We start from the raw sequence: 24,744 nt of genomic DNA, 5'->3' as shown, positions 1-24,744 counted from the left end.
CTCGCTATCCCGGTTGCATCCAGGCAGCTCAGTCCAGGGAACCACTCCCTGAATGGCGAAACCTGGACGGCCTGATCTCATGATCGACACTAGCCCCCCCAAGCAGCCCAGTCACGAGTTCAGGCAATCGTGCTCTGGAGTCCGGGACAGCGAACACGTCGACCCGCACATGTGCTGTGCTCAGTTCACCGGTTTCGACCGCCTTCGTCAAGGAGATCCGCTCGACCCGTGCCCTGGCATCGTCGGGTACCAGAGCCAGCGCCATCGTGGTGCCGACGATGCTCAGCGTGGCGTCCGGCCGGACCCGTGAACGCAGCGCCGACGCGGCCTGCAGGACGCGGGCGATGCGCCGCCAGGGACCGTCCGCCGGGTCCCAGCGCATGGCCAACAGGACCAGCGCGGACGGCTCGACACCAGACAACCGGTCGAGCTCGTGCACGCGCCCGTAGAGGTAGCCCGCGGTGTGCAGCCCGGACAGCGGATCGATGCCCGGCGAACCGCGTTCGGCGGCGACGGCGTCGACCCACGCGTCGACCAGCCGGTGCCGGGCGGTCAGGCGGGGGAGCGGCGCGCCCACAGACGCCTCGAGCACGTCCCACAGCTCGTCCAGCTCGTCCAGCAGGCAGGTGAGGTCGCCGGCCGTGGCGGCGCGCTCCCAGGCGAACACCGTCAGCCCGTGGACGACGTCCTCGGGGTCGGGTTCGTCGGCGGTCAGCGCGTCGACGACGGCTTCGACGCCGGGCGGAGGCAACTCCCCGGTGGTCGCCTCCGCCCGGCTCGTCCCGGGCGCAGGGTCTGGCTCGCGCGCACTCGCCGGCACCGGCCGTTCCAGCCAGGCGGCCAGCAACGATGTCACCGGAGCCTCGTCGTGGTTGAACGTCGTCATCCTCGGAACTCCCCGTTCTCGCGCACGCTTCGTCCGACCCTTGCACCCACCACGACGGGGCCGGCGCCGGATCATGACGCGAGATCGGAAAAGAATTTCGCGGCGGCCCCGACCACGCCGCCGGGGCGGTCGTCCCGGTGTGTCAGGCTGACCCTTGTGCCGGATCGCATGGTGCGCATGACCCGCTGGCTGACCGACGTCCGCCAGCGGCTCGCGCAGGCCGCCGACGCCGGTCCGGACGCGTCGCGCGACGCCGCTCCGGACGCGTCGCGCGACGCCGGCGGCGCGCCCCGTCCGGCGAGCGAGCCGCCCGCGCCCGGGCCGGTGCCGCCTCCGCCCGCGGCGACGGTGTCGCCGAGCGCACCCGACCGCCACCCGGTGCCCAAGGTGGTCCGCGACGCCGCCGAGTGGAGCTGGCGGCTGCTCATCATCGCCGCGGCGGTGGCCGGCGTCGGCTGGCTCGCGTGGGAGCTGCGCCTGGTGATCTTCCCGCTGGTGGCCGCCCTGCTGCTGGCCGCCGGGCTGCAGCCGCTGGTGCGCCGGCTGCGCAGGGCCGGCTGGGCGCGCGGCCCGGCGTCCGCCGTCGTGTTCGTCGGCTTCCTGCTGGTCGTGGTCGGGTCGCTGACGCTGGTCGGCAACGCCGTCGGCGGTCAGTTCCAGGACGTCGTCGACCAGGCCGAGGAGGGCCTGCAGGAGATCCGCGACTGGCTGGCCGGGCCGCCGTTCAGCATCGACGAGGCGCAGCTGGACCGCTACATCGACCGCGCCGTCGCGGTCTTCCAGGACGACAGCGCGGTCACCGAGCAGGCCGCCACCGCGGCCACCGTCGCCATCGAGATCCTGGTCGGGCTGGCGCTCGCGCTGTTCGCGCTGATCTTCTTCCTCTACGACGGCGAGCGCATCTGGACCTGGGTGGTCCGGCTGTTCCCGTCCCGGGCGCGGGCCCGCGCGGCCGCCGCCGGCGACGTCGCCTGGCTGACGCTGGGGCAGTACATCCGCGGGACGGTGCTGGTGGCGCTGTTCGATGCCGTCGCCATCACGATCCTGCTGTTCATCCTGCAGGTGCCGCTGGCGCTGCCGCTGGGCGTGCTGGTGTTCTTCGGTGCGTTCGTGCCGCTGATCGGCGCGTTCGTCACCGGGACGGTGGCCGTGCTGGTGGCGCTGGTGACGCAGGGCCTGCTGATCGCGATCGTCGTGCTGGTCGGGCTGATCGTGGTGCAGCAGATCGAGAGCAACATCTTCCAGCCGTTCATCCTCGGCCGCATGGTGAGCGTCCACCCGCTGGCCGTCGCGGTCGCCGTCGCCATCGGCACGCTGGCCGGCTCGATCATCGGCGCGATCATCGCGGTGCCGATCATCGCGCTGGTCAACACCGTCGGCAGCTACCTCGCGTCGACGCGGGAACGGCCGCCACCGGTCTCGTCCGGCTGAGCCAGCCTGCGCAGGGCGGCCGCGAGGTCGGCCGCCGACGGCGCCGCCTCCGGGTCGATCAGCAACTGCAGCACCATGCCGTTGACCAGGCACAGCGTCATCGAGCCGACGGTGCGCGCCGTCTCGTCGTCGATCTCGGACGGGTCGCGATCGAGCACCAGCCCGGCCAGCTCGCGCCGGCCCCGCTCGTAGGTGCGGGCGAGATCGTCGCGCAGCTGCGGCGCGTACTCGAACTGGGCGAGGGCCTGCAGGCTGGCCACCGTGATCGAGCGGTTGTCCTTCTGGCCGTCCTGCAGGCCGGCGAGGAACGCCTCCAGCCGGTCCAGCGGGGTGTCGCCGGCGCGCGACTGCATGGCGGCGTCGATGTGGCTGTCCCAGTCGTCGAACGAGCTGATGATCGCGGCGTTGAGCAGAGCCTCCTTCGAGCCGAAGTGGTACCCGATGGAGGCCAGGTTGGTGCCGGACTCGGCGACGAGGTCGCGGGCGGTGATGTGCGCGAACCCCTTCTCCGCCAGCAGCCGTTTCGCGGCGGCGAGCAGCTCCTCACGGTGTCCCATGGCAGCCCAGTGTAGTCCGAGATTCATACGCCCGTCATAGACATATGTATAAGACGGTCGTATAGTTCTGGCCATGACCGAGATCGTCGAGCGGGCCGGCCGCCGGGAATGGGTGGGCCTCGTCGTCCTCACCATCCCGGCGCTGCTGGCGTCGATGGACCTGTCCGTGCTGTTCATGGCCGCGCCCTGGCTGAGTGCCGAACTGGAGCCCAGCGGCACCCAGCTGCTGTGGATCATGGACATCTACGGCTTCCTGATGGCCGGGCTGCTCATCACCATGGGGTCGCTCGGCGACCGCATCGGGCGGCGCCGGCTGCTGCTGGCCGGCGCGGTGGCGTTCGGCGCGGCGTCGCTGCTGGCCGCCTACGCCACCAGTCCGGAGACGCTGATCGCCGCGCGGGCGCTGCTCGGCATCGGCGGCGCGACCCTGGCGCCGTCGACGCTGTCGCTGATCCGCGGCATGTTCCACGACGCGAACCAGCGGCGGGCCGCCATCGGGGTGTGGACCGCCGCCTTCACCGGCGGCGTGGCGGTCGGCCCGATCATCGGCGGGCTGCTGCTCGAGCACTTCTGGTGGGGGTCGGTGTTCCTCATCAACCTGCCCGTCATGGTGCTGCTGCTGATCGTCGGGCCGCTGTTGCTGCCGGAGTCGCGCAACCCGGACCACGGCGGCATCGACGTCCTCAGTGCCGTGCTGTCACTGGCAGCGGTGCTCCCGGTGATCTACGGCATCAAAGAGATCGCCGCCGACGCCGCCGTCACCGCGTCCGCGGTGGCCACGATCGCCGCCGGGCTGCTGCTCGGCGTGGTGTTCGTCCGGCGCCAGCTGACCCTGGGCGACCCGATGATCGACGTCCGGCTGTTCCGCAATCCGGCCTTCAGCGCCGCCGTCGGCACCAACGCCGCCGTCACGTTCGCGACCGCCGGCATGGGCGCCATCGCCGTCCAGTACGTGCAGCTGGTGCTCGGCATCCGGCCCTTCGCCGCCGCGCTGTGGATGCTGCCGACCGTCGGCGGCACCATGGTCGGCATCGCGGTGGCAAACCTGGTGGTGCGCCGGGTCTCGCAGGGCATCGTCGTCGGCGCCGGTGCCGCGGTGGCCGCGCTGGGCTTCGTGCTGGTGGCCATGACGGTCGAGGTCGACTCCCACGTCGGGGTCGTCATCGCCTGCTACACCGTCCTCGTGGCCGGCGTCGGAATGGCGGCCAGCCTGGTCATCGACCTCATCGTCGGGTCGGCGCCGCCCGAGCGCTCCGGCTCCGCCGCGGCGACGTCGGAGACCGCGGGCGAGCTGGGCGCCGCGACCGGCATCGCGGTCCTCGGCAGCGTCGCGGTGGCGGTGTACGGCGACGAGCTGCGCGGCGGCTTGCCCGACGGCGTCTCCGGGCCCGCCGCCGACGCCGCCACCGGCAGCCTGGGCGCTGCGGCGGCCGTCGCGGAGCAGCTGCCCGCCGCAGCCGCGGAACCGCTGATGGCCGCCGCCCGCCTGGCCTTCACCCAGGGCTTCACCATGACGGCGGCCGTGGGCGCCGTCGTCGTCGGCGTGACGGCGCTGCTGGCCGTGGTGCTGCTGCGGCGGGTGCGTCCGGGCGCCGCGGCCGTCGTCGAGCAGGCAGGCTGACGTCAGGCCGGTTCCGCCGGGGTGAGGCGAGCCAGCACGTCGGAGTGGAGGGGGCCGTTCGTGGCGAGCGCGTCGCCACCCAGCGGTCCCGCCACGCCGTCGAGGCCGGTGAAGCGGCCGCCGGCCTCTTCGACCACGATCGACGGGGCGGCCATGTCGTGCAGGGCCAGCTCCGGCTCTGCCGCGATGTCCACGGCGCCGTCGGCCAGCAGCATGTACGACCAGAAGTCGCCGTAGGCGCGGGTGCGCCAGCAGGCCCGGGTGAGGTCCAGGAAGGCCGGCAGCAGCCCGCGCTCCTCCCAGCCGGACAGCGACGAGTAGGACAGCGAGGCCCGCTCCAGCGACGTCACGGCCGATACCCGGCAGCGGGTGGCCGACGACAGCGACCGGCCGGTGTAGGCGCCGGTGCCGCGCGCCGCCCACCAGCGCCGCCCCAGCGCCGGGGCGGAGACGACGCCGGCGACGACCTCGTCCTCGACCATCAGCGCGATCAGCGTGGCCCAGACGGGGACGCCGCGCAGGTAGTTCTTGGTGCCGTCGATCGGGTCGACGACCCAGCGGCGGGCGCCGTAGCCGCCGGCGCCGAACTCCTCGCCGACGACGGCATCGCGGGGTCGCGCCCGCCCCAGCGTCCGCCGGATCGCCTCCTCGGTGGCCTTGTCCGCGTCGGTGACCGGGGACTGGTCGGCCTTGGTCTCGACCCGCAGGTCGGGGGCCCGGAACCGCGACATCGTCTGCGAATCGGCGTCGTCGGCCAGGACGTGAGCGAAGCGGAGGTCGTCGTCATGGGCCACGATCGGTCAACCTACACGGTCAGTCGCCCGCCTGGCGGTCGCGGCTGGCCAGCAGCCGGCGGTACGACGCCAGGCGCTCGGGGTCGACCCGCCCGGCGGCCAGGGCGGCGTCCAGCCCGCATTCCGGCGCGCCGTCGACGTGGTTGCAACCCCGCGGGCACGCCGGCGTCTCGGCGGCGAGGTCGGGGAAGGCGTGGATGAGGCGGTCGGGGTCGACGTGCGCCAGGCCGAACGAGCGGATGCCCGGCGTGTCGATGACCCAGCCGCCCTCGGGCAGCGCCAGCGCCACCGCGCTGGTCGACGTGTGCCGGCCTCGCCCGGTGACGACGTTGACCTGGCCGGTCGCGCGGTCGGCGCCCGGCACCAGCTCGTTCACCAGTGTCGACTTGCCGACGCCGGAATGGCCGACGAGGACGGTGACGCGGTCGCGCAGGTGCCCGGCGACGTCGCCGACGTCGGCGTCGGCCTCGGGCGCCCCCGGCGCCAGCCGGGTCACGACCGCCGGGACCTGCAGCGGCGCGTACGTGGCCAGCAGCGGGCCGGGGTCGGCGAGGTCGGCCTTGGTGAGGCACAGCAGCGGCTCGATCCCGGCGTCGAACGCGGCCACAAGGGCGCGGTCGATCAGCCGCGGTCGCGGCTCGGGGTCGGCGACGGCGGTGACGATCATCAGCTGGTCGGCATTGGCGACGATGACCCGCTCGACCGGATCGTCGTCGTCGGCGGTGCGCCGCAGCACCGTGGCCCGCGTCTCGACCCGCACGATGCGGGCCAGTGAGCCGGGCGCGCCGGACACGTCGCCGACCAGGCCGACGCGGTCGCCGACGACGACGGCCTTGCGGCCCAGCTCGCGCGCCGTCATCGCCGTCACAGTCCGGTCGTCGAGCACGCAGGTGTACCGGCCGCGGTCGACGGCGATGACCAAGCCCGGCGTGGCGTCGGCGTGGGCCGGGCGGAGCTTGCTGCGCGGCCGCGAGCCGCGCCCCGGGCGGACCTTGACGTCGCGCTCGTCGTAGGACGAGGCGGCGGTCCGCCGGGCCATCACGCGGTGGGCTCCGCATCGAGCAGGGCGGCCCACATGCCGGGGAAGTCGGCCAGCGTCTTCGAGGTGGTCGCGATGTCCTCGACCTCGACGCCCGGGACCACCAGCCCCAGGACGGCGCCGGCCTGCGCCATGCGGTGGTCGGCGTAGCTGCGGAACACGCCGCCGCGCAGCGGCGCCGGCCGGATCGCCAGCCCGTCCTCGGTCTCCGTGACGTCGCCGCCGAGCCCGGTGATCTCGGCGGCCAGCGCGGCCAGCCGGTCGGTCTCGTGCCCGCGCAGGTGCGCGATGCCGCGCAGCCGCGACGGCGTGCTGGCGACGGCGGCGAGCGCGGCCAGGACGGGGGTCAGCTCGCCGACGTCGTGGAGGTCGGCGTCGAGGCCGAGCACCGTGCCGGTGCCGCGCACCGTCAGCACGCCGTCCTCCAGCGACACGGACGCGCCCATGTGGGCCAGCAGGTCGCGCAGCTGCGCGCCCGGCTGCGTGGTGGCCGACGGCCAGCGCGGCACCCGGACCGTGCCGCCGGTGAGCAGCGCGGCGGCGAGGAACGGCGCGGCGTTGGAGAGATCGGGCTCGACGACGGCGTCGACGGCGCGGACGGCGCCCGGCTCGACCCGCCAGGTGTTCGCCGTGGCGTCGTCGACCTCGACGCCGCGCTCGCGCAGCATGGCCACCGTCATGTCGATGTGCGGCTGCGACGGGACCGGCTTGCCGTCGTGGTGGACGGTGACGCCCTTGTCGTAGCGCGGCGCCGACAGCAGCAGCCCGCTGACGAACTGCGACGACGCCGACGCGTCGATGGTGACGTCGCCGCCGGGGACCGCGCCGGTGCCGGCGACGGTGAACGGCAGCACGCCGCGCCCGCCGTCGTCGATGGCGACCCCGAGCGCCCGCAGCGCGTCGAGCACGGTGCCCATGGGCCGCAGCCGGGCCTGCGCGTCACCGTCGAACCGGACGTCGCCGCTGGCCAGCGCCGCGACCGGCGGCACGAACCGCATGACCGTGCCGGCCAGCCCGGTGTCGACGGCGGCGTCGCCGCGGACCGGGCCGGGCGTGACGCGCACGGCGTCGGCCTCGGTCTCGATGCCGGCGCCGAGCGTGCGCAGCGCCTCGAGCATGAGCCGGGTGTCGCGCGCCAGCAGCGGATACCGGACCTGCGACGGGCCGTCGGCGAGCGCGGCGAGCACGAGCGCACGGTTGGTGATGGACTTCGAGCCGGGCAGCGCGACGGTGGCGTCGACCGGCGCGGCGGCGGTCGGTGCAGGCCAGAGCGGGGCAGTGGTGTCGGTCATCGGGCACCCAGCCTATCGGGTGCCCGACGACCGAACCTCGCGGTTTACTCGGCCTCGACCCAGTCGAAGGTCTTCGTGACGGCCTTCTTCCAGGTGTTGTAGATCTTCTCGCGGTGGGCCTCGTCCATCGACGGGTCCCACTGCTTGTCCTGTGCCCAGTTGGTGCGGATGTCGTCCTCGCTGCCCCAGAACCCGACGGCCAGGCCGGCCGCGTAGGCCGCGCCGAGCGCCGTCGTCTCCGCGACGACCGGCCGGATGACCGGGACGCCGAGGATGTCGGCCTGGAACTGCATGAGCAGCTCGTTCTGCACCATGCCGCCGTCGACCTTGAGCGAGGTCAGATCGACCCCGGAGTCGGCGTTCATGGCGTCGATGACCTCGCGGGACTGGAAGGCCGTGGCCTCCAGGACCGCGCGGGCGACATGCCCCTTGTTGACGAACCGGGTCAGCCCGACGATCGCCCCCCGGGCGTCGGACCGCCAGTACGGCGCGAACAGACCGGAGAACGCCGGCACGAAGTACGCGCCGCCGTTGTCGTCGACGCTGCTGGCCAGCGGCTCGATGTCGGGCGCCGCGCTGATGATGCCGAGGTTGTCGCGCAACCACTGCACCAGCGAGCCGGTGACCGCGATGGAGCCCTCCAGCGCGTAGACGGCGTCGTTGTCGCCGATCTTGTAGCAGACGGTGGTGAGCAGGCCGTTCTCGCTCATCACCTTCTCCGTCCCGGTGTTGAGCAGGACGAAGTTGCCGGTGCCGTACGTGTTCTTCGCCTCGCCCGGCGACAGGCAGGCCTGGCCGAATGTGGCCGCCTGCTGGTCGCCGAGGATCCCGGCCACGGGCAGACCGCCGAACGCGCCGCGCTCGCGGATGTTCCCGTACACCTCCGACGACGACCGGATCTCCGGCAGCATCGACATCGGGATGCCCATGTCGGCGGCGTGCTCCTCGGCCCACGACAGCGTGTCGAGGTCCATCAGCATGGTGCGCGAGGCGTTGGTCGGGTCGGTGTAGTGCAGCCCGCCGTCAGGCCCACCCGTGGCGTTCCACAGCACCCAGGTGTCCATGTTGCCGAACAGCAGGTCGCCGGCCTCGGCCTTGGCCCGCGCGCCGTCGACGTTGTCGAGGATCCACTTCACCTTCGGCCCGGAGAAGTAGGTCGCCAGCGGCAGGCCGGTCCGCGCGCGGTACCGGTCCGGTCCGCCGTCCTTGCCCAGCTGGTCGACGATGCGGTCGGTGCGGGTGTCCTGCCACACGATCGCGTTGTAGACCGGCTTCCCGGTCGTGCGGTCCCAGACGACGGCCGTCTCGCGCTGGTTCGTGATGCCGACGGCCACGACGTCGCTGGTGACGAGATCGCGCTTGGCCAGTGCCCCCGCGCAGACCTCACGGGTGTTGCGCCAGACCTCCTCCGGGTCGTGCTCGACCCAGCCGGCCTGCGGGAAGATCTGCTTGTGCTCCCGCTGGTCGACGGAGACCACCCGGCCGGAGTGATCGAAGATCATGCACCGTGTCGAGGTGGTGCCCTGATCGATGGCGGCTACGTACTGACTCATCCCTTCTCCTCACATCGTCGTACGGGGCAGGCAGTACCCAGGCGGGTGTTCAGTAGACCGCCTTGGCGAGCAGGGCTCCGAGGATGCCACCGATGATCGGGCCCACCACGGGCACCCAGGAGTAGCCCCAGTCGCTCGAGCCCTTGCCCCGGATGGGGAGGAGCGCGTGCGCGATGCGGGGTCCGAGGTCACGGGCCGGGTTGATGGCGTAACCGGTCGGGCCACCGAGCGAGGCGCCGATGCCGACGACCAGCAGGGCGACGGGCAGCGGTCCGAGGTCGGCCGGCGAGTTGCCGAACGAGAAGATGACGAACAGCAGCACGAAGGTGCCGACGATCTCCGTCACCGTGTTCCACATCGGGTTGCGGATCTGCGGGCCGGTCGAGAACACACCCAGCTGCTTGCCCTGGTCCTCTTCGGCGTCGAAGTGCTGCTTGAAGGCCGCCCACGCGACGACGGCGCCGACGAAGGCGCCGCTGAACTCTCCGAGGAGATACGCGGGGACGTCGGACCACTCGGTGGTGCCCTCGACGGCCATGCCGAACGTCACGGCCGGGTTGATGTGAGCGCCGGAGTCGAAGGCCACGTACACACCGGCGAAGACCGCGAGGCCCCAGCCGAAGTTGATGAGCAACCAGCCGCCGCCGAGCCCCTTGCTCTGCGTGAGGATGGCGGTGGCGACCACACCACAACCCAGCAGCGTCAGCATCGCTGTGCCGAGGAACTCGCTCTGGAAGATCTCGCCGAAACTCAGGTCCATGTTGAACCTCCGCTTCCGTTGACGACAACGGCCGTGGCGTCCCCGGTTCCCCGGCGGGTCTCGGCAACGTTGCCAAGGGTCCCTTCGGAACTTACTGGTGCGTAGAGCAACTGTCTACGTTCTCCGCGACCTGAACGGGTAGCGTGTTGCTGGGTGCCGCTCACGGACGCGAACCTTGGTGGCATTCGACCGCTTTATGCGCTCTGAGCTGCAAGGAGACGTGATCGACGTGACCGGTGTGACTGAGCGGGCCGAGACCGCCGGACCGAGCGCCCGGCTGGGGCCGCAGGCTCGGCGGGACAACTGGGACCGGCTGGGCTCCGAGCACTTCGACGTCGTGGTCATCGGCGGCGGCGTGGTCGGCACCGGAGCCGCGCTCGACGCCGTCACCCGCGGGCTGCGCGTGGCGCTGGTCGAGGCGCGCGACTTCGCCGCCGGCACGTCCAGCCGGTCGAGCAAGCTGTTCCACGGCGGACTGCGCTACCTCGAGCAGTTCGAGTTCGGCCTGGTCCGCGAGGCGCTGCACGAGCGCGAGCTCATGCTGACGCTCATCGCGCCGCACCTGGTGAAGCCGGTGGCGTTCCTCTACCCGCTCAAGCACCGCTGGTGGGAGCGCCCGTACACCGCCACCGGGCTGCTCATGTACGACACCCTGGGCGGCGCCCGGTCCGTGCCGGGGCAGAAGCACCTCACCCGGGCCGGCGCGCTGCGGCTGTTCCCCGGCCTGCGCCACGACGCCCTCATCGGCGGCGTCCGCTACTACGACGCCCAGTCCGACGACGCCCGCCACACCCTCACCGTCGCCCGCACCGCCGCCCACTACGGCGCCGTCGTGCGGTCGTCCACCCAGGTCATCGCGTTCCTGCGCGAGGCCGACCGCATCACCGGCGTCCGCGTCCGCGACGTCGAGACCGGCGCCGAGCAGGAGGTCACCGCCGACGTCGTCGTCAACTGCACCGGGGTGTGGACCGACGAGATGCAGCGGCTGGCCGGCACCCGCGGCCGGTTCCGGGTGCGGTCCAGCAAGGGCGTGCACATCGTCGTCCCGCGCGACCGCATCGCCGCCGAGAGCGGGCTGATCCTGCGCACGGAGAAGTCGGTGCTGTTCGTCATCCCGTGGCGCAACCACTGGATCATCGGCACCACCGACACCGACTGGAACTTCGACCTCGCCCACCCGGCCGCCACCAAGGCCGACATCGACTACATCCTCGAGCACGTCAACGCCGTCCTCGCCACCCCGCTCACCCACGACGACATCGAGGGCGTGTACGCGGGGCTGCGGCCGCTGCTGGCCGGCGAGAGCGAGCAGAGCTCGAAGCTGTCGCGCGAGCACGCGGTGGCCCGGCCGGCGCCCGGCATGGTCGCCATCGCCGGCGGGAAGTACACCACGTACCGGGTCATGGCCAAGGACGCCATCGACGCCGCCCGCGCCGATCTTCGCGGCTGGATCCGCCCGTCCATCACCGACAAGGTCCCCCTCGTCGGCGCCGACGGCTACCACGCCCTCGTCAACCAGGTCGACCGCCTGGCCGACGAGTACGGCGTCCACCCGCACCGGCTGCGGCACCTGCTCGACCGCTACGGCTCGATGGTCTACGAGGTGCTGGCGCTGGCCGAGGGCCGGCCGGAACTGCTGCAGCCCATCCCCGGCTCCGCCGACTACCTCCAGGTCGAGGTCGTCTACGCGGTCACGCACGAGGCGGCGCTGCACATCAGCGACGTGCTGACCCGGCGTACGCGCATCAGCATCGAGTACCCGCACCGCGGCCTCGAATCCGCCGACGCCGTCGCCCGGCTCATGGCCGATACCCTCGGCTGGGACGACGCCACCATCGCCCGCGAGGTCGACGTCTACCGCAAGCGCGTCGAAGCCGAACGCGCTTCCCAGACCGAGCCCGACGACCAAGCCGCCGACGACGCCCGCTCCGCCGCCCCCGAGTTCCGCCCCGGCGTCGCCGAACCGGTCGTCTGAGGCGCCCTGCCCCGCCTCGCGGCGGCGGTCCATCTGGTCAGGCCGGCTGGTAGTGCTGCCGGACGTGGTGACGCCAGTGCCAACCTGTGCCGTCCTCGTCAACCTGCCGGCAGCGGCGGCTCGACAGCCACCGTCCGCCAGCAGGCATCGGTGGGCGAGCCGGTTGCGGAGGGCGAGCCGGTTGCGGTGGGCGGGTCTGTTGCGGTGGGCGGGTCTGTTGCGGTGGGCGAGCCGGTTGCGGTGGGCGGGTCTGTTGCGGTGGGCGGGTCGGTTGCGGTGGGCGAGTCGGTTGCGGTGGGCGAGTCGGCGGTTCGGCTGGTCGCCGGTTCGCGCGCGCCGCTCTGTCAGTGCCCGCCCGTAGGGTGGGCCCCACCCGGGCCGGGAGGGTCATGCTTACCGCCCAGCGCGGCCCAGATCAAGGGCGTTCACCACGCGGCGGCCGGTGAACAGCAACGCACGGCGCAGCCGGTGGCCGAACACCACCGGCGGCCGGTGAGCGGCCAGCGGACCACAACGCACGGCACTGCCGGTGGCCGAACACCACCCACGGCCGGTGAGCGGCCAGCGGACCACAACGCACGGCGCAGTCGGTGGCCGAACACCACCCACGGCCGGTGAGCGGCCAGCGGACCCCGAGAAGAGCGAGCAGTGAGGCCGGGCCCATTTTTCGGCCGGCCCCCTGACGCTGCTTGAACGGGGGCGCGGGCGGCTGGGTCAAGCGGTCCTCCGTCGCGCGAAGCGCCATTCAAAGAGGTCCGCTTGAGGCGGCCTCCCGCGCCCCCGACCATCGAGAGCAGCAGGGGGCTGGCCAACGCGGCAGCCTCAGCGTACGGCCGCCCGGCGAACCCGACCCCGGCGAACCGGCGCCCGGCGAACCCGACCCCGGCGAACCGGCGCCCGGCGAACCGGGCCCCCGCCTCGGCCCGCAAGAACCAACCACACCGCCACGGCGCACACGGCGAACCCGAGGAGCGTCGCCACGCCGAGGGAATCGCCGAACATCAGCCAGGCCCACACCGCCGTCGTCGGCGGGGTCAGGTAGAGCAGGCTGCTCACCCGAGTCGCCCCGCCGCGGCGCAGCACCAGCAGGTAGGCGCCGTATCCACCGGCGGTCGACAGCACCAGCACCCACGCGACCGCCCACCAGAAACCGCCCGCCGACGGCACGGTGAGCCGCCCGAAGGCGACCGCCTCGCCGGTGAACGCCACCGCGGCGACGGCCACGTGCACGCTCAACGACACCGCCAGCCCGCCGGTCGGCCGCCAGCGCTGCTCCAGCACCGTCCCCGCCGACAATGCCAGCATCCCGCCGACCGGCAGCAGGTAGATCCAGGCCGGCCCGCCACCACCGACGTCGGAGGCGACGACGATGCCGACGCCGGCCAGGCCCAGCCACAGCCCGAGCCGGGCGCGGCCGCTGACCGATTCGCCCAGCAGTCGGCGCGCCGCCGTGGCGACGACCAGAGGCTGCAGGGCCGCGATCAGCGCCGCCGTGCCCGCCGGGACACCGAGACCGATGCCCGTCACGACGCCGCCGAGGTACAGCGTCTGCGACAACAGTCCGACGACGGCGTGCCGGCCGAGGTCGCGACGGGCCAGCCGCAGCAGCGACGGCGCGACGACGGGCAGCAGCAGCGCCGCGGCGACGAGGTAGCGCCAGGCCAGCAACGTGTCGGCGGGCGCGTATTGGGTGCCGAGCCGGGCGCCGACGAACCCGCTGCTCCAGAACACGACGAGCGCCGCCGCCGCGCCGACGTCGACGGCGGAGGTGCGGGACGTGCCCGGCGCCCGCGGGGCACGGCGTGCGGGGGCGGCCGGGCCGCCGGAGCCCGAACCGCCCGACCCCGAACCGCCCGAGCCCGATCCGCCGGAGCTCGGGCCGCCGGGACCGGAAGCGCGCTGCGTCGTGGTCATGCCGTCGATGTAAACATACCGGTCGGTATACTGTCAGTGTCCAACCAAGGAGGAGACATGGCCGCACGGCAACCGGGCACCCTCACGCCCGCGGGACAGCGGCTGCTCGACACCGCGAGCACGCTGTTCTACCGGCACGGCATCCGCGCCGTCGGCGTCGACGCCATCGCCGAGGCGGCGGGGACCACGAAGAAGACGCTGTACGACCGGTTCGGCTCGAAGGACGCGCTGGTCGCGCTGTACCTGGGCCGCCGGTTCGAGCGGTGGCAGGCGTTCGTCGCCGCGTATCTCGACGAGCACGCGCCCGACCCCGGGCCGGGCCGGGTGCTGGCGGTGTACGACGCGCTCGCGGAGTGGCAGCGCGACGCCGAGCGGGGGTGCGCGTTCGTCAACGCGTTCGCCGAGATCGGCGGCACCGAGCATCCCGGCGTCGCGGTCATCCGGGCGGAGAAGGAGACGACCCGGGCGCTCTACGTCCGCCTGGTCGCCGAGGCCGGGGTCCCCGAGGCTGCGGCGACGGAGCTGGGCCTGCGGCTGGCACTGCTGCATGAGGGCGCCCTGGTGACGATGACCGCCGGCGGTCAGCCCGACGCGCTGACGCACGCCCGCGCGGCCGCCGCCGACCTGCTGACGGCAGTCCTGAACTGAATCGAGGACACCCCATGGCCGACGAGATCCAATACCCATGGATGCGCGCGCAGATTGTTTCGGCGCTTGAAGCCCTCAGCGATCCTGTCCACCAGACGACCCGCTGGGGCCGGGTCGAGGAGGGCGTCAACTACTACGACGACTTCTCGATGACGTGCACATTCTCTACGACGACACCACGGTGTTGCCCTCACCCGAGAATTCGGTTTCGTCGCTGCTCTACGCCGAGGAGGTACCGGCGCTCCGGGCGCTCAACGCGGTTCTGGACCCGATGATCACTGACTTGGGGGACAGCCCGGATGACGTCTATCTCGCCGACCCTCGGTGGACGGAGGTTGTCGACGCGGCTCGCGCGGCGCTGCTGACCATGCGCAACTCCGGTCACGACGACCCACCGGCACCGAGCACGACGTGCGTCGAGTGACAACCAGGTCCCCAGCTGGCCCTCGATCAGGGCAACCCTGAGCGCGAGCCGGCCCTCGCCTGAACGGCCGGGCGAGACGCCGTCAGGGCTTGGCGCGGTGCTGCACCGAGCGCATGCCGGCCCGGGCCTGGCCGGCGGTGGCCTTCGCGGCCAGCCGGGCCTCGCGCTTTGCCGTCTTCGTGGCCCGCTTCGCGTCCTTGGCCGCGCGCCGCGCCCGCCACGACAACCCCGGCTTGCCCTCGGTGTCGACGGCGGCGAGCAGCAGCCCGCCGGCGAGACCGGCGTTCTTCATCGCCTGGATGCGCTGGGCATTGCGCTGGTCGGGGTCCTCGATGCTCCAGAACGGATGGCCCGCCCAGGTGGTCGGCACCAGGGAGGCGAGCAGCGCGACCGACGCCAGCCGGGGGAACCGGCCGGTCGCCAGCGCCAGCCCGGCGCCGACCTGCATGCCGGCATTGACGCGCACGAGCGTCTTCGGGTCAGTCGGCAGCTGCGGCACCCGCTTCTGCAGCGTGGGGCCGAAGCGGTCGGCGAAGGTGGTGGCCGCGGCGATCCCCGGCTCCGGGTCGCGCAGACGCTGGGCGCCCTGGACGACGAAGATCGACGCGAGCATCGGGCGGGCGATCATTCGGACGAGGCTCATACCCCTTGCCTACCACGAAACCCGCGCGTACCGGTGCGAGGATGGGTGTATGTGCGGACGGTACGCGGTCAGCCAGAGCGCCGACGATCTCGCCGACGAGTTCGGCGTCGAGCGGGCGGAGGTGCGCGAGCGCCTCGACCCCGACTGGAACGTCGCACCCAGCAAGAAGGTCTATGCCGTCGTCACCCGCGGCAAGAAGGACGAGCCGGAGCAGCCGCCGACGCGCCGGCTGCGCACGTTTCGCTGGGGCCTGGTCCCGTCGTGGGCCAAGGACGTCGCCATCGGGAACCGGCTGATCAACGCCCGGGTCGAGACCGCGGCCGAGAAGCCGGCCTTCCGCAAGGCGTTCCAGCTGCGCCGGTGCATCCTCCCGGCCGACGGCTTCTACGAGTGGCGCGGCGAGAAGGGCCAGAAGCAGCCGTTCTTCATCCACCCGAAGGACGGCTCGCTGGCGATGGCCGGGCTGTACGAGATCTGGCGCGACAAGAGCAAACCCGACGACGCCGACGACGCGTTCGTGTGGTCGGTGGTCATCCTCACCACCGACGCCACCGACGACGTCGGCCAGATTCACGACCGCATGCCGATGCTGGTCGACCAGGACCACTGGGAGCGCTGGCTCGACCCCGCCATCCAGGACGCCGACGACGTCACGCGGCTGCTGGCCCCGGCGGTGCCCGGCGTTCTCGACGCGTACCCGGTGTCGACCGACGTCAACAAGGTCGGCAACAACGGGCCGCACCTCGTCGACCCGGTGGAGCTGTGATGGGGCCGGTCCGGTCCACCGTGAGCACGCCCATCGGCGACGCGGCGTTCTGGACCGACGCCGCCGACGAGCCGCGGCTGCGGCTGGTGCTGGGCCACGGCGCCGGCGGCGGCCCGAAGGCGGCCGACCTCGAGGCGCTCTCGCGCGAGCTGCCGGCGCAGGGCGTCACCGTCGTCCGGTTCGAGCAGCCGTGGCGGCTGGCCGGCAAGAAGGTCGCGCCGCGCCCGCCGGTGCTCGACGAGGCGTGGCTGGCGGCGCTCGCGACGCTGCCTCGCGACGTGCCGCTGGTACTGGGCGGACGCAGCTCCGGCGCGCGGGTCGCCTGCCGCACGGCCGCCACGCTGGACGCCGCCGCCGTCGTCTGCCTGGCGTTCCCGCTGCACCTGCCCGGCAAGCCACAGGCGTCGCGGCTGCCCGAGCTGGCCGGCGCCGCCGAGAAGCTGCCGGTGCTCGTCGTACAGGGCGAGCGCGACACCTTCGGTGGCCCGGACGAGTTCCCGTCCGGTCCGCACCGGCTGGTCACCATCCCCGGTGCCGACCACGGGATGAAGGTGCTCAAGGGCCAGTCGCAGCGCGCGGCCGTCGACGCCGTCGTGGCCGCCGTCAGCGCGTTCCTGGCCCCGCTCGGGGAATGAACAGGGCGCCGTCGCCGTTGACGCCAGCGGAACACCGAGCTTGGAGGTTTCAGCTGACTGTGAGTGCGACGTGCTTGGAGCGGCCGGTGGTCGACACCGCCGCCCCGGTAGACTTGACGGTGATGGCTGATCAGGAGAGTGACGAGCAGCGCACGCAGCGGTTCGAGCGCGATGCGTTGCCGTTCCTCGACCAGTTGTACTCCGCCGCGCTGCGCATGACCCGCAACGCCAGCGACGCCGAGGACCTGGTCCAGGAGACGTTCGCGAAGGCCTACGCCTCGTTCCACCAGTTCAAGGAGGGAACGAACCTCAAGGCGTGGCTCTACCGCATCCTGACCAACACGTTCATCAACACTTACCGCAAGAAGCAGCGCGAGCCGCAGCAGAGCGCCACCGAGGAGATCGAGGACTGGCAGATGGCGCGGGCCGAGGCGCACACCTCGACCGGCCTGCGCTCGGCCGAGGCCGAGGCGCTGGCCCACCTGCCCGACTCCGACGTGAAGAACGCCCTGCAGGAGATCCCCGAGGAGTTCCGCATCGCGGTCTACCTCGCCGATGTCGAGGGCTTCCCCTACAAGGAGATCGCCGACATCATGGGCACACCCATCGGCACGGTGATGTCCCGGCTGCACCGCGGACGGCGTCAGCTGCGCGGGCTGCTCGAGGACTACGCCCGTGAGCGTGGGCTGGTGCCGAAGGTCACTCAGGAGGTCGGAGGATGAGCTGCAACGACGACGACGTCGACTGCGCTGAGGTACTCGATCGGGTCTACGTGTTCTTCGACCACGAGCTCGACGACCGCGCCCTCACCTACGACGAGATCAAGGCGCACCTCGACGACTGCCAGCCGTGCCTGTCCACGTACGACATCGAGCGCGTCATCCGCGAGGCGGTGGCCCGGGCCTGCGGGTGCGACCACGCCCCCGACGACCTGCGGCTGAAGATCCGCGCACGCATCGAGGAGGTCCGGGTGCAGATGACCCGGACGCCCTGACCACAGACTTCGCACAGACGAGAGCCCCGCACCTGCCAGGCAGGTACGGGGCTCTCGTCGCCTACGGGCGCCTCAATCAGGAGTTGGGGCGCTTGCCGTGGTTGGCGGCGCTCTTCTTGCGCGAACGGCGCTTGCGTGCCTTCTTGCCCATGGCGAGCTGACTCCTCTCCGGGATCGGTGTGCTGCTGGCGGACGGTGAACCGTCACGCGGTGACGCGCGGCGAGTCAGCCGCGGGGGCGTCGTCGTCCATTGTCGCACGATCGGCGGACGGTTCCGGCGGGGGCGGCGGCGGGCCGGCCGGCCGCGGCCGCGGCACGGGCCGCTGCTGCGGACGTCGCGGCGTCTCGGACCGCTCGCGGGCCGGAGCGGTGCGCCGTCCGGTCATCGCCGTGGCCAGTGCGGCCGCGACACCGGCGGCCACCGCGACGTCGCCAGGGCTGACCGCCTCGGGGCTCGGCGGGAACGCGACCGGGATGGTCTTGCCCAGCCACGGCAGCCTGGTGTCGTCGCCGGAGGGCGTGACGACGCCCTCGTCGGGCCGCTCGGCGACGGTGGTCTCGACGCCGGCCCGCTGCTGCGCCGACGCGGACACCGGCATGCCACCGTTGAGCAGGATGACCAGGCCGTTCGCCGCCAGGCCGAGCGCGACCAGCGTCGCGCCGTAGTACGAGCGGTTGAGCCAGGCGTAGAACCCCAGCGTGAACCAGCACAGCGCCGTCATGGCCGGAAGCAGCGGCTCCCAGACCCAGCTGCCGGCGACGCCGACGGCGTAGGCGCCCAGCGCGGTGAGGATGAGCCGGCTGCGCATCGGCGGGCGCTCGCCCAGCCGGCGCAGCCGCCCGCCGCGTGCGTACCCCGCCGCCAGGCCGGCGGCCAGGGCGAGCAAGAGGAGCGCCATATCATCATCCTGACCCGGACCGCCGCGGAACCGGGGTACGCCACGCCCGAGGGCCGTGGTGGAATGCTGCTCAGCGGCGAGAGGAGTCAGCGCGTGGCCGAGCAGGTGGCCGCCGAGATGGTGGCCAATGTCCACTCCGTGGCGGTATCCGTGGGGGAGCGGGTCGATGCGGGGGCGACCCTGCTGATCCTGGAGTCCATGAAGATGGAGATCCCGGTCCTGTGCGAGGACGCCGGCCTGGTGTCCGAGATCAAGGTCGGCCCCGGCGACGTCGTCCAGGAGGGCGACGTGCTGGTCGTCCTCTCGTGACCGCGCTCGAACCCGGCCTGACGGCGGCCGAGACGCACACCGTCACCGAGGTCGACACCGCGCTGGCGGTGGGGTCCGGCGACGTCCCCGTGCTGGCGACGCCGCGGCTGCTGGCGTGGATGGAGGCCGTCACCGTGGCCGCCGTCGACGACGCGCTCGCCGACGGCGACACCACGGTGGGCACCCGGGTGGAGGTCGATCACGTCGCGGCGAGCCCGCTCGGCGCCCTCGTGGAGGTGCGCGGCGAGCTGACCGCCGTCGACGGGCGGACCCTGCGGTTCTCCGTCGTCGCGGTCGGCGCCGACGGCGAGCCGGTGGGACGTGGGACGGTCACCCGCGCCGTCGTGGGGCGCGAGCGCTTCCTGGCGCACTTGGCGCAGGACGGCTGACTGCCCGCCAGCAGCGTGCGCAGTAGCGGCCAGCGGGGCGGTCAGCGGGCGTAGGGGTGGGTCGGGAGGGTCGGCGACCAGTCGTCCTCGGCTCGCGGGAGCGGGTCGCGCCGAGGGCCGCCGCCCGAGACCGCCCACCGAGCCGCGGAGACCGCGGCGGCGATCGCGACTGCCAGGACCAGGACAACGAATACTGTGCTCATGGCAGTAATTCTGCTCCCCACGGGATCCTGCCAACAGTGGCAGGACTGCCAGTACCCATCGACTTCCTGCCAGAGGTCTGGCAGACTGTCGGAATGCTGCGAAATGTCGCCGTCTTGGTGCTCGACGGGGTCGCCCCGTTCGAGCTCGGCGTGCTCTGCGAGGCGTTCGGCATCGACCGTTCCGACCAAGGCCTGCCGGTCATGGACTTCGACCTGTGCGGGCCGTCCCCGCAGGTCCGCACGTCGCTCGGCTTCGGGGTGACGATCGAGCACGGCCTCGACCGGCTGGCGTCGGCCGACCTCGTCGGCATCCCCGCCGTGCCGCGGCTGAATCCGGTCCCCGACGACGTGCTCGACGCGGTGCGCGCCGCCGTCGACCGTGGGGCGCGGGTGCTGTCGGTCTGCTCCGGCGCGTTCGTGCTGGGCGCCGCCGGGCTGCTCGACGGCCGCCGCTGCACCACGCACTGGATGTACAGCGGCGAGCTGGCCGCCCGGTTCCCCGAGGCCAAGGTCGACCCCGGCGTGCTCTACGTCGACGACGACCCGATCATCACCAGCGCCGGCACCGCCGCCGGGCTCGACGCCAGCCTGCACCTGTGGCGCAAGGAGTTCGGTGCCGACGCCGCGGCCATGGTCGCCCGGCGCATGGTCGTCCCGCCGCACCGCGACGGCGGCCAGGCGCAGTTCATCGAGGCGCCGATCCGGGCCACCCCCGCCCGCACGCTGGCCGGCGTCGTCGACTACATGACCGCCCACCTCGACCAGGACCTCACGGTCGACGACCTCGCCACGCTGGCGAACATGTCACCGCGCACGTTCGCCCGCCGGTTCCGCGCCGAGACCGGCACCACGCCGTACGAGTGGTTGCTGACGGCTCGCCTGGCGGCGGCGCAGCGCATGCTCGAGCGCGGCGACGACGTCGTCGAGACGGTGGCCGCCCGGGCCGGCTTCGGCACGGCGGCGGCCATGCGGCACCACTTCGCCAAGCGGTTGGGCACGACGCCGCAGGCCTACCGGGCCGCCTTCTGCCACCGGCGACCGCCGCGGTCCGACGCTCAGATGCCGGTGGTCGAGCGGGGGTAGGCGATCTTCGGGTCGCACTGGACGTTGACGAGGTACGGCACGCCGGAGTCGAACGCGCGGCGCAGCGCCGGGCCGACGTCGCCGGGCTCGGTGACGGTCTCGCCGGCCCCGCCGAGCGCCTCGACGACGGCGTCGTAGCCGGTGTCGGGGCGCAGGTCGGCGGCGACGTCGTAGCCGTAGAGGAAGCGCATCGGGTGCTTCTCCAGGCCCCAAGCGCCGTTGTTGCCGACCACCATGACCACCGGGAGCTCGTGCCGCACGAGGGTGTCGACGTCCATCAGCGACATGCCGGCGGCGCCGTCGCCGTAGAGCAGCACGACCTGGCTGTCCGGACGGGCCAGCCGGGCGGCCGCCGCCGCGCCCGCGCCGGCGCCGAGGCAGCCGTACGGGCCGGGGTCGAGCCAGCAGCCGGGCCGGCCGGACTCGATCAGCTTGCCGGCCCACGACACGAAGTCGCCGCCGTCGCCGATGACCACGGCGTCGTCGTCGAGCACGCGGTTGAGCTCGCCGTAGACGCGCGCCGGGTGGATCGGCTCACCGTCGGACGCCAGCAGCGGGGCGTCGCGTTCGACGGCGGCCGCCGCCTGGTCGCGCAGGTCGCTCGCCCAGTCGTCCCAGCGCCGGGTGGCCCGCAGCGAGTGCAGGATGCCGTCGAGCACCATGCTGAGGTCGCCGGACGCGCTGGCCGCCAGCTCGACGTGCGTCGCGAGGCCCTCGGGGGAGTCGGTGACGTGCACGACCCGTGCCGGCGCCGCGCCGTCGGAGCCGCCGAACGTGCCGAAGCCGAGCCGGAAGTCCAGCGGCGTGCCCACGACCACGACGAGGTCGGCGTTCTTGAACGCGGCCGACCGCGCCCGGTTGACCAGCAGCCGGTGCCCCTTCGGCAGCACGCCGCGGCCCATGCCGTTGGCCACGACCGGGATGCCGGTTTCGTCGGCGAAACGCAGCGCGGCCGCTTCGGCGCCGTCCATCCAGACGTCCGAGCCGAGCACGACGACCGGGTGCCGCGACTCGTAGATGGCCGTCGCGATGGCGGTGAGGTCGTCGGGGTCCGGCTCCGGCCGCGGCGCCGGCGGGGTGACCTCCAGCGTGACGTCGGCGAAGCTGTACAGCTCGTCCATCGGGACGTCGACGAAGACCGGCCCGCGGTGCGCCGACCGGGCGACGCTGAGCGCGCGGTCGACCACCGGGCCGACGTCGGCCGCCTTGGCCGCCGTCGTGGCCAGCTTCGTGACCGGGGCCAGCAGCGGCGGGTGGTCGAGCTCCTGCAGCGCGCCGGTGCCCCAGCGCCAGGCCGGCGCACGGCCGCCGACGGCCAGCAGCGGGACGCCGCTGAAGTAGGCCTGCGCGATGCCGCTGACGCCGTTGGTGACGCCCGGTCCCGCGGTGAGCACGACCAGCCCCGGCTCGCGGGTCAGCTTCGCGGTCGCCTCGGCGCCGAAGACGGCCGTCTGCTCGTGCCGCACGTCGACGATGCGCGTGGGCGACTCGGCCTTGACCACGGCGTCGTACAGCGGGAACACGTGGGCGCCGGACAGCGTCCACATGGTGCCGACACCGTGCGCCTCGGCGACGGCCAGGGCGTGCTGACCGGCGTGGCCACTGAGGGTGAGATCTTTGCGCTGCGAAATACTCACGCGGTCACCGTACCGGAATCCATGGGGTGATCATGGCGTAGTGGCTCCAGCGCCTCGCGCAGAGCCCGCAGCTGTGCGCCGTCCAGCCGGAGCAGGTCGGCCGGCGGCGCGTACATGGCGCCGAGCAGCTCGGCCCGCATCGCCGCGCCACGCGCCGTCAGCACGACCAACCGGGCCCGGCGGTCGGTGGGGTGGACCCGGCGTTCGGCGAGGTCGAGGCGTTGCAGGCGGTCGACCGTCCAGGTGGCGGTCGACGCGTCGCACTGCCACTCGGCGGCGAGGTCCTTCATCGTCCGGCCGTCCTCGGCGTCGAGCGAGTGCAGCGCCTTGTACTCGTTCGCCGTCAGCCCGAGCCGGGCCAGGACGGCGTCGCGCTCGGGCCGGGACCGGATGAGCAGGTCGAACATCAGCCGCCAGGTGTCGGCGGCGAGCGTGGCGTGGTCGGTCACGGGATCAGCATACTGCTTGGATGACTCCAATAGTTTGACGAATCCAAGTATTTGGCCCTAGGGTCGAGTCATGAAGGTCAGCATCAGCGTCACCAACTACACCTGGCCCGGTGGCGGCCTCACCGACGAGCTGACGCGCGTGGTGCGCGCCGCCGACCACGCCGGCATCGACACTCTCTGGGTCGCCGACCACCTGCTGCAGGGCGACCCGACTTCGCAGCTCGGCGACCCGATGCTCGAGGCGTACACCACCCTCGGCTACCTCGCCGGGCAGACCGAGCGGATCCGCCTGGGCACCATGGTGTCGGCCGCGACGTATCGCGCCCCGGCGCTGCTCATCAAGGCCGTGACGACGCTCGACGTGCTCTCGCGCGGCCGCGCGTGGCTCGGCGTCGGCGCCGGTTACCACGCCGACGAAGCCCGCATGATGGGGCTGTTCCTGCCGCCGACGGCCGAGCGGTTCGAGCGGCTGGAGGAGCTGCTGCGGCTGGCCAAGCAGCTGTGGGCCGGCGACGAGTCGCCGTTCGAGGGCGCCCACTACCAGCTGGACCGGCCGATCGGCAGCCCGCTGCCCGCCACCCGGCCGCACCCGCCGATCGTCGTCGGCGGCACGGGCGAGAAGGTCACGCTGCGGCTGGTCGCCCAGTACGCCGACGCCTGCAACCTGTTCGACATCCCCGACGGCGGGCAGACCGTCCGGCACAAGCTCGACGTGCTGGCCCGCCACTGCGACGACGTCGGCCGCCCGTTCGACGAGATCGAGAAGACGCTGGCCATGGCCCTGGAACCGGGCGAGTCCGCCGCCTCGTTCACCGGACGCGCCCGTGCGGCCCGCGACCTCGGCTTCGAGCACGTCGGCGTCATCGTCCGCGGCAGCGCCTGGACGGAGCAGCAGGTCGAGACCGTCGCCGCGGCCCTCGACGCCTAGCCCGCGTCAGCGCTGGCGGTACAACCAGGGCGCGCTGGAGCGCAGAGTCGCCTGCAGGGCGAGCAGCAGGTCGGAGCGGACCGCGGGCATCGGCCGCACGGTGCTGGCGACGTTCTGCGCCGGGGTGCCCTGCACGCCCAGCAGCAGCTGCAGGTGCAGCGCCCGCAGGTAGTCGAGGGTGTTCTCGCGCGCCGCGGCCCGCGACGACGGCGGGCGGGCGTCGTCGCGCCAGGCCTGGGCGAGCCGCTCCAGCCATCCCTCCAGCGGCTCGATGCTGACGAGGTCGCGGTGCAGCACCGACATCGTCGCGTATGCGAGCCGCTGCTCCTCGCCGGCGGAGAACCGGTGCCGCGTCGGGGTTGTCAGCCGCTCGGCGACGACGTCGAGCAGGACACGCAGCTCGTCGGCGCTCAGGTGCCGCGACGCGCTCAGCGCGCCGAGCACGTCGGCGCCGTGCACGACGGCGTTGGCCCAGCCCTGGTTGGGGGTCCAGCCGCGGAGGTCGCGCTCGCCGAGGAACCAGCCGACCGCCTGGTCGGCCCACGTCAGGACGGCGGCGGGGTGCAGCCCGTGGGTGACGTTGTCGCGGGCGATGACCTCGGACAGCACGCTCGCCGAGAACGAGCGGCGCAGCACAGTGTCGGTGCCCTCTTCGCCCAGGCCCTTCTTCAGCCCGAGCGCCAGCCCGTCGCCGAGCCCGATGAGCAGGTCGTCGTAGACGCCCTCGCGGATCCAGGTCTGCAGCACCGAGCGGGCGATGTCCTCTCGCACGTGCGGGTCGGTGTCGCCGAGCATGGTGACCAGCTCGATCGTGAGCTCGTCGAGGGCAGCGCCCTGGGGTAGCCGGAAGCCGTCGGCGACGACCTGCTCCCAGTAGGACTGCTGCACGGAGCAATCCTCGCAGAACCACCTCCA

The 24,744-nt window shown here is 72.8% G+C and carries 28 protein-coding genes; 13 read left to right on the top strand and 15 right to left on the bottom strand.

Annotated elements, in window-relative coordinates; translation table 11 throughout:
* Window positions 1-28: 28 nt before the first annotated feature.
* The gene (locus BLU82_RS22325; protein ID WP_092623247.1) at window positions 29-886 is read right to left on the bottom strand and encodes a hypothetical protein; all 858 of its coding nucleotides are present in this window, start codon (window positions 884-886) and stop codon (window positions 29-31) included.
* Between the two features lie 177 nt (window positions 887-1,063).
* Here BLU82_RS22325 and BLU82_RS22320 point away from each other — a divergent pair, with 177 nt between their 5' ends.
* A complete protein-coding gene (locus tag BLU82_RS22320; protein WP_157741191.1) occupies window positions 1,064-2,317 on the top strand; it encodes an AI-2E family transporter in 1,254 nt (417 codons plus the stop codon).
* Here BLU82_RS22320 and BLU82_RS34350 read toward each other — a convergent pair.
* Window positions 2,269-2,874, bottom strand: a complete 606-nt coding sequence (locus BLU82_RS34350; RefSeq protein ID WP_172885673.1) for a TetR/AcrR family transcriptional regulator — start codon at window positions 2,872-2,874, stop codon at window positions 2,269-2,271. The genes BLU82_RS22320 and BLU82_RS34350 overlap by 49 nt on opposite strands.
* Window positions 2,875-2,947: 73 nt before the next feature.
* Here BLU82_RS34350 and BLU82_RS22305 point away from each other — a divergent pair, with 73 nt between their 5' ends.
* Window positions 2,948-4,495 carry an MFS transporter gene (locus BLU82_RS22305; RefSeq protein ID WP_092623245.1) on the top strand — a complete coding sequence of 516 codons (1,548 nt, stop codon included), beginning with the start codon at window positions 2,948-2,950 and terminating at the stop codon, window positions 4,493-4,495.
* Between the two features lie 2 nt (window positions 4,496-4,497).
* Here the strand turns inward: BLU82_RS22305 and hisN are convergent, their stop codons facing one another.
* From hisN to BLU82_RS22280, 5 genes are read right to left on the bottom strand one after another with little or no spacing between them, the layout of a single operon-like run.
* Window positions 4,498-5,292 (bottom strand): histidinol-phosphatase, encoded by a 795-nt coding sequence (gene hisN, locus BLU82_RS22300; protein WP_092623244.1) that lies wholly within the window; start codon window positions 5,290-5,292, stop codon window positions 4,498-4,500.
* 16 nt (window positions 5,293-5,308) lie between these two features.
* Window positions 5,309-6,328: a ribosome small subunit-dependent GTPase A gene (gene rsgA / locus BLU82_RS22295; RefSeq protein WP_092623243.1), complete on the bottom strand. Its 1,020-nt coding sequence runs from the start codon at window positions 6,326-6,328 to the stop codon at window positions 5,309-5,311.
* Complete coding sequence (aroA, locus tag BLU82_RS22290; protein WP_092623242.1) at window positions 6,328-7,620, bottom strand: 3-phosphoshikimate 1-carboxyvinyltransferase; 1,293 nt, start codon at window positions 7,618-7,620, stop codon at window positions 6,328-6,330. The genes rsgA and aroA overlap by 1 nt, the downstream gene beginning before the upstream one ends.
* Before the next feature lie 44 nt (window positions 7,621-7,664).
* Window positions 7,665-9,173 (bottom strand): glycerol kinase GlpK, encoded by a 1,509-nt coding sequence (gene glpK / locus BLU82_RS22285; protein ID WP_092623241.1) that lies wholly within the window; start codon window positions 9,171-9,173, stop codon window positions 7,665-7,667.
* 49 nt (window positions 9,174-9,222) lie between these two features.
* A complete protein-coding gene (locus tag BLU82_RS22280) occupies window positions 9,223-9,933 on the bottom strand; it encodes an MIP/aquaporin family protein (protein ID WP_172885672.1) in 711 nt (236 codons plus the stop codon).
* 229 nt (window positions 9,934-10,162) lie between these two features.
* Between BLU82_RS22280 and BLU82_RS22275 the strand changes: the two genes are divergently transcribed.
* Window positions 10,163-11,908, top strand: coding sequence for a glycerol-3-phosphate dehydrogenase/oxidase (locus tag BLU82_RS22275; RefSeq protein WP_231947555.1), 1,746 nt, complete (start codon window positions 10,163-10,165; stop codon window positions 11,906-11,908).
* Between the two features lie 822 nt (window positions 11,909-12,730).
* Here the strand turns inward: BLU82_RS22275 and BLU82_RS22270 are convergent.
* On the bottom strand, window positions 12,731-13,822 hold the full coding sequence (locus BLU82_RS22270; protein WP_092623239.1) for a DMT family transporter: 1,092 nt from the start codon (window positions 13,820-13,822) through the stop codon (window positions 12,731-12,733).
* Window positions 13,823-13,879: 57 nt separating this feature from the next.
* Between BLU82_RS22270 and BLU82_RS22265 the strand changes: the two genes are divergently transcribed.
* Both BLU82_RS22265 and BLU82_RS22260 read left to right on the top strand, forming a co-directional pair.
* Window positions 13,880-14,470 (top strand): TetR/AcrR family transcriptional regulator, encoded by a 591-nt coding sequence (locus tag BLU82_RS22265; protein ID WP_092623238.1) that lies wholly within the window; start codon window positions 13,880-13,882, stop codon window positions 14,468-14,470.
* A 154-nt stretch (window positions 14,471-14,624) separates the two neighbouring features.
* A complete protein-coding gene (locus BLU82_RS22260) occupies window positions 14,625-14,894 on the top strand; it encodes a hypothetical protein (protein ID WP_092623237.1) in 270 nt (89 codons plus the stop codon).
* 82 nt (window positions 14,895-14,976) lie between these two features.
* Here BLU82_RS22260 and BLU82_RS22255 read toward each other — a convergent pair whose 3' ends face one another.
* A complete protein-coding gene (locus BLU82_RS22255) occupies window positions 14,977-15,537 on the bottom strand; it encodes a DoxX family protein (RefSeq protein WP_092623236.1) in 561 nt (186 codons plus the stop codon).
* Window positions 15,538-15,586: 49 nt separating this feature from the next.
* Between BLU82_RS22255 and BLU82_RS22250 the strand changes: the two genes are divergently transcribed.
* The 4 genes from BLU82_RS22250 (at window position 15,587) to rsrA (ending at window position 17,932) form a co-directional block, all read left to right on the top strand.
* Window positions 15,587-16,303, top strand: a complete 717-nt coding sequence (locus BLU82_RS22250) for an SOS response-associated peptidase (protein ID WP_092623235.1) — start codon at window positions 15,587-15,589, stop codon at window positions 16,301-16,303.
* Between the two features lie 20 nt (window positions 16,304-16,323).
* Window positions 16,324-16,938 (top strand): alpha/beta family hydrolase, encoded by a 615-nt coding sequence (locus tag BLU82_RS22245; RefSeq protein ID WP_197682395.1) that lies wholly within the window; start codon window positions 16,324-16,326, stop codon window positions 16,936-16,938.
* Window positions 16,939-17,060: 122 nt separating this feature from the next.
* Window positions 17,061-17,660, top strand: a complete 600-nt coding sequence (locus BLU82_RS22240; RefSeq protein WP_092626141.1) for a sigma-70 family RNA polymerase sigma factor — start codon at window positions 17,061-17,063, stop codon at window positions 17,658-17,660.
* Entirely contained in the window at window positions 17,657-17,932 is a 276-nt protein-coding gene (gene rsrA, locus BLU82_RS22235; protein ID WP_092623233.1) for a mycothiol system anti-sigma-R factor, read from the top strand. The genes BLU82_RS22240 and rsrA overlap by 4 nt, the downstream gene beginning before the upstream one ends.
* Window positions 17,933-18,008: 76 nt before the next feature.
* On the opposite strand, the gene BLU82_RS36420 is transcribed toward rsrA, so the two are convergent.
* Together BLU82_RS36420 and BLU82_RS22230 are read right to left on the bottom strand one after the other, a co-directional pair.
* Window positions 18,009-18,083 (bottom strand): 50S ribosomal protein bL37, encoded by a 75-nt coding sequence (locus BLU82_RS36420; protein ID WP_370246331.1) that lies wholly within the window; start codon window positions 18,081-18,083, stop codon window positions 18,009-18,011.
* A gap of 52 nt (window positions 18,084-18,135) precedes the next feature.
* Window positions 18,136-18,831 carry a DUF5317 family protein gene (locus BLU82_RS22230; protein ID WP_092623232.1) on the bottom strand — a complete coding sequence of 232 codons (696 nt, stop codon included), beginning with the start codon at window positions 18,829-18,831 and terminating at the stop codon, window positions 18,136-18,138.
* Window positions 18,832-18,924: 93 nt separating this feature from the next.
* On the opposite strand from BLU82_RS22230, the gene BLU82_RS22225 reads away from it, so the two are divergent.
* Entirely contained in the window at window positions 18,925-19,140 is a 216-nt protein-coding gene (locus tag BLU82_RS22225; protein WP_231947554.1) for a biotin/lipoyl-binding carrier protein, read from the top strand.
* A complete protein-coding gene (locus tag BLU82_RS22220) occupies window positions 19,137-19,529 on the top strand; it encodes a thioesterase family protein (protein WP_092623230.1) in 393 nt (130 codons plus the stop codon). The genes BLU82_RS22225 and BLU82_RS22220 overlap by 4 nt, the downstream gene beginning before the upstream one ends.
* A 41-nt stretch (window positions 19,530-19,570) precedes the next feature.
* On the opposite strand, the gene BLU82_RS34340 is transcribed toward BLU82_RS22220, so the two are convergent.
* The gene (locus BLU82_RS34340) at window positions 19,571-19,732 is read right to left on the bottom strand and encodes a hypothetical protein (RefSeq protein ID WP_157741188.1); all 162 of its coding nucleotides are present in this window, start codon (window positions 19,730-19,732) and stop codon (window positions 19,571-19,573) included.
* 93 nt (window positions 19,733-19,825) lie between these two features.
* Here BLU82_RS34340 and BLU82_RS22215 point away from each other — a divergent pair, with 93 nt between their 5' ends.
* The gene (locus tag BLU82_RS22215; protein WP_092623229.1) at window positions 19,826-20,815 is read left to right on the top strand and encodes a GlxA family transcriptional regulator; all 990 of its coding nucleotides are present in this window, start codon (window positions 19,826-19,828) and stop codon (window positions 20,813-20,815) included.
* Here the strand turns inward: BLU82_RS22215 and BLU82_RS22210 are convergent.
* Window positions 20,788-22,452, bottom strand: a complete 1,665-nt coding sequence (locus tag BLU82_RS22210) for an acetolactate synthase (RefSeq protein WP_197682394.1) — start codon at window positions 22,450-22,452, stop codon at window positions 20,788-20,790. The two genes, BLU82_RS22215 and BLU82_RS22210, sit on opposite strands and share 28 nt — an antisense overlap.
* Window positions 22,449-22,901, bottom strand: a complete 453-nt coding sequence (locus BLU82_RS22205) for a MarR family winged helix-turn-helix transcriptional regulator (protein WP_092623228.1) — start codon at window positions 22,899-22,901, stop codon at window positions 22,449-22,451. Before BLU82_RS22205 ends, BLU82_RS22210 begins: the two co-directional genes overlap by 4 nt.
* 70 nt (window positions 22,902-22,971) lie before the next feature.
* On the opposite strand from BLU82_RS22205, the gene BLU82_RS22200 reads away from it, so the two are divergent.
* Window positions 22,972-23,829: an LLM class F420-dependent oxidoreductase gene (locus BLU82_RS22200; RefSeq protein WP_092623227.1), complete on the top strand. Its 858-nt coding sequence runs from the start codon at window positions 22,972-22,974 to the stop codon at window positions 23,827-23,829.
* A 6-nt stretch (window positions 23,830-23,835) separates the two neighbouring features.
* Here BLU82_RS22200 and BLU82_RS22195 read toward each other — a convergent pair whose 3' ends face one another.
* Window positions 23,836-24,717 (bottom strand): DUF2785 domain-containing protein, encoded by an 882-nt coding sequence (locus BLU82_RS22195; RefSeq protein WP_092623226.1) that lies wholly within the window; start codon window positions 24,715-24,717, stop codon window positions 23,836-23,838.
* Between the last annotated feature and the right edge of the window lie 27 nt (window positions 24,718-24,744).

The sequence above is a fragment of the Jiangella sp. DSM 45060 genome (genome assembly GCF_900105175.1).
Lineage (GTDB): Bacteria > Actinomycetota > Actinomycetes > Jiangellales > Jiangellaceae > Jiangella.
Note: the sequence above shows the minus strand (reverse complement) of the source record. Positions and strands in the feature narration are given on the sequence as shown.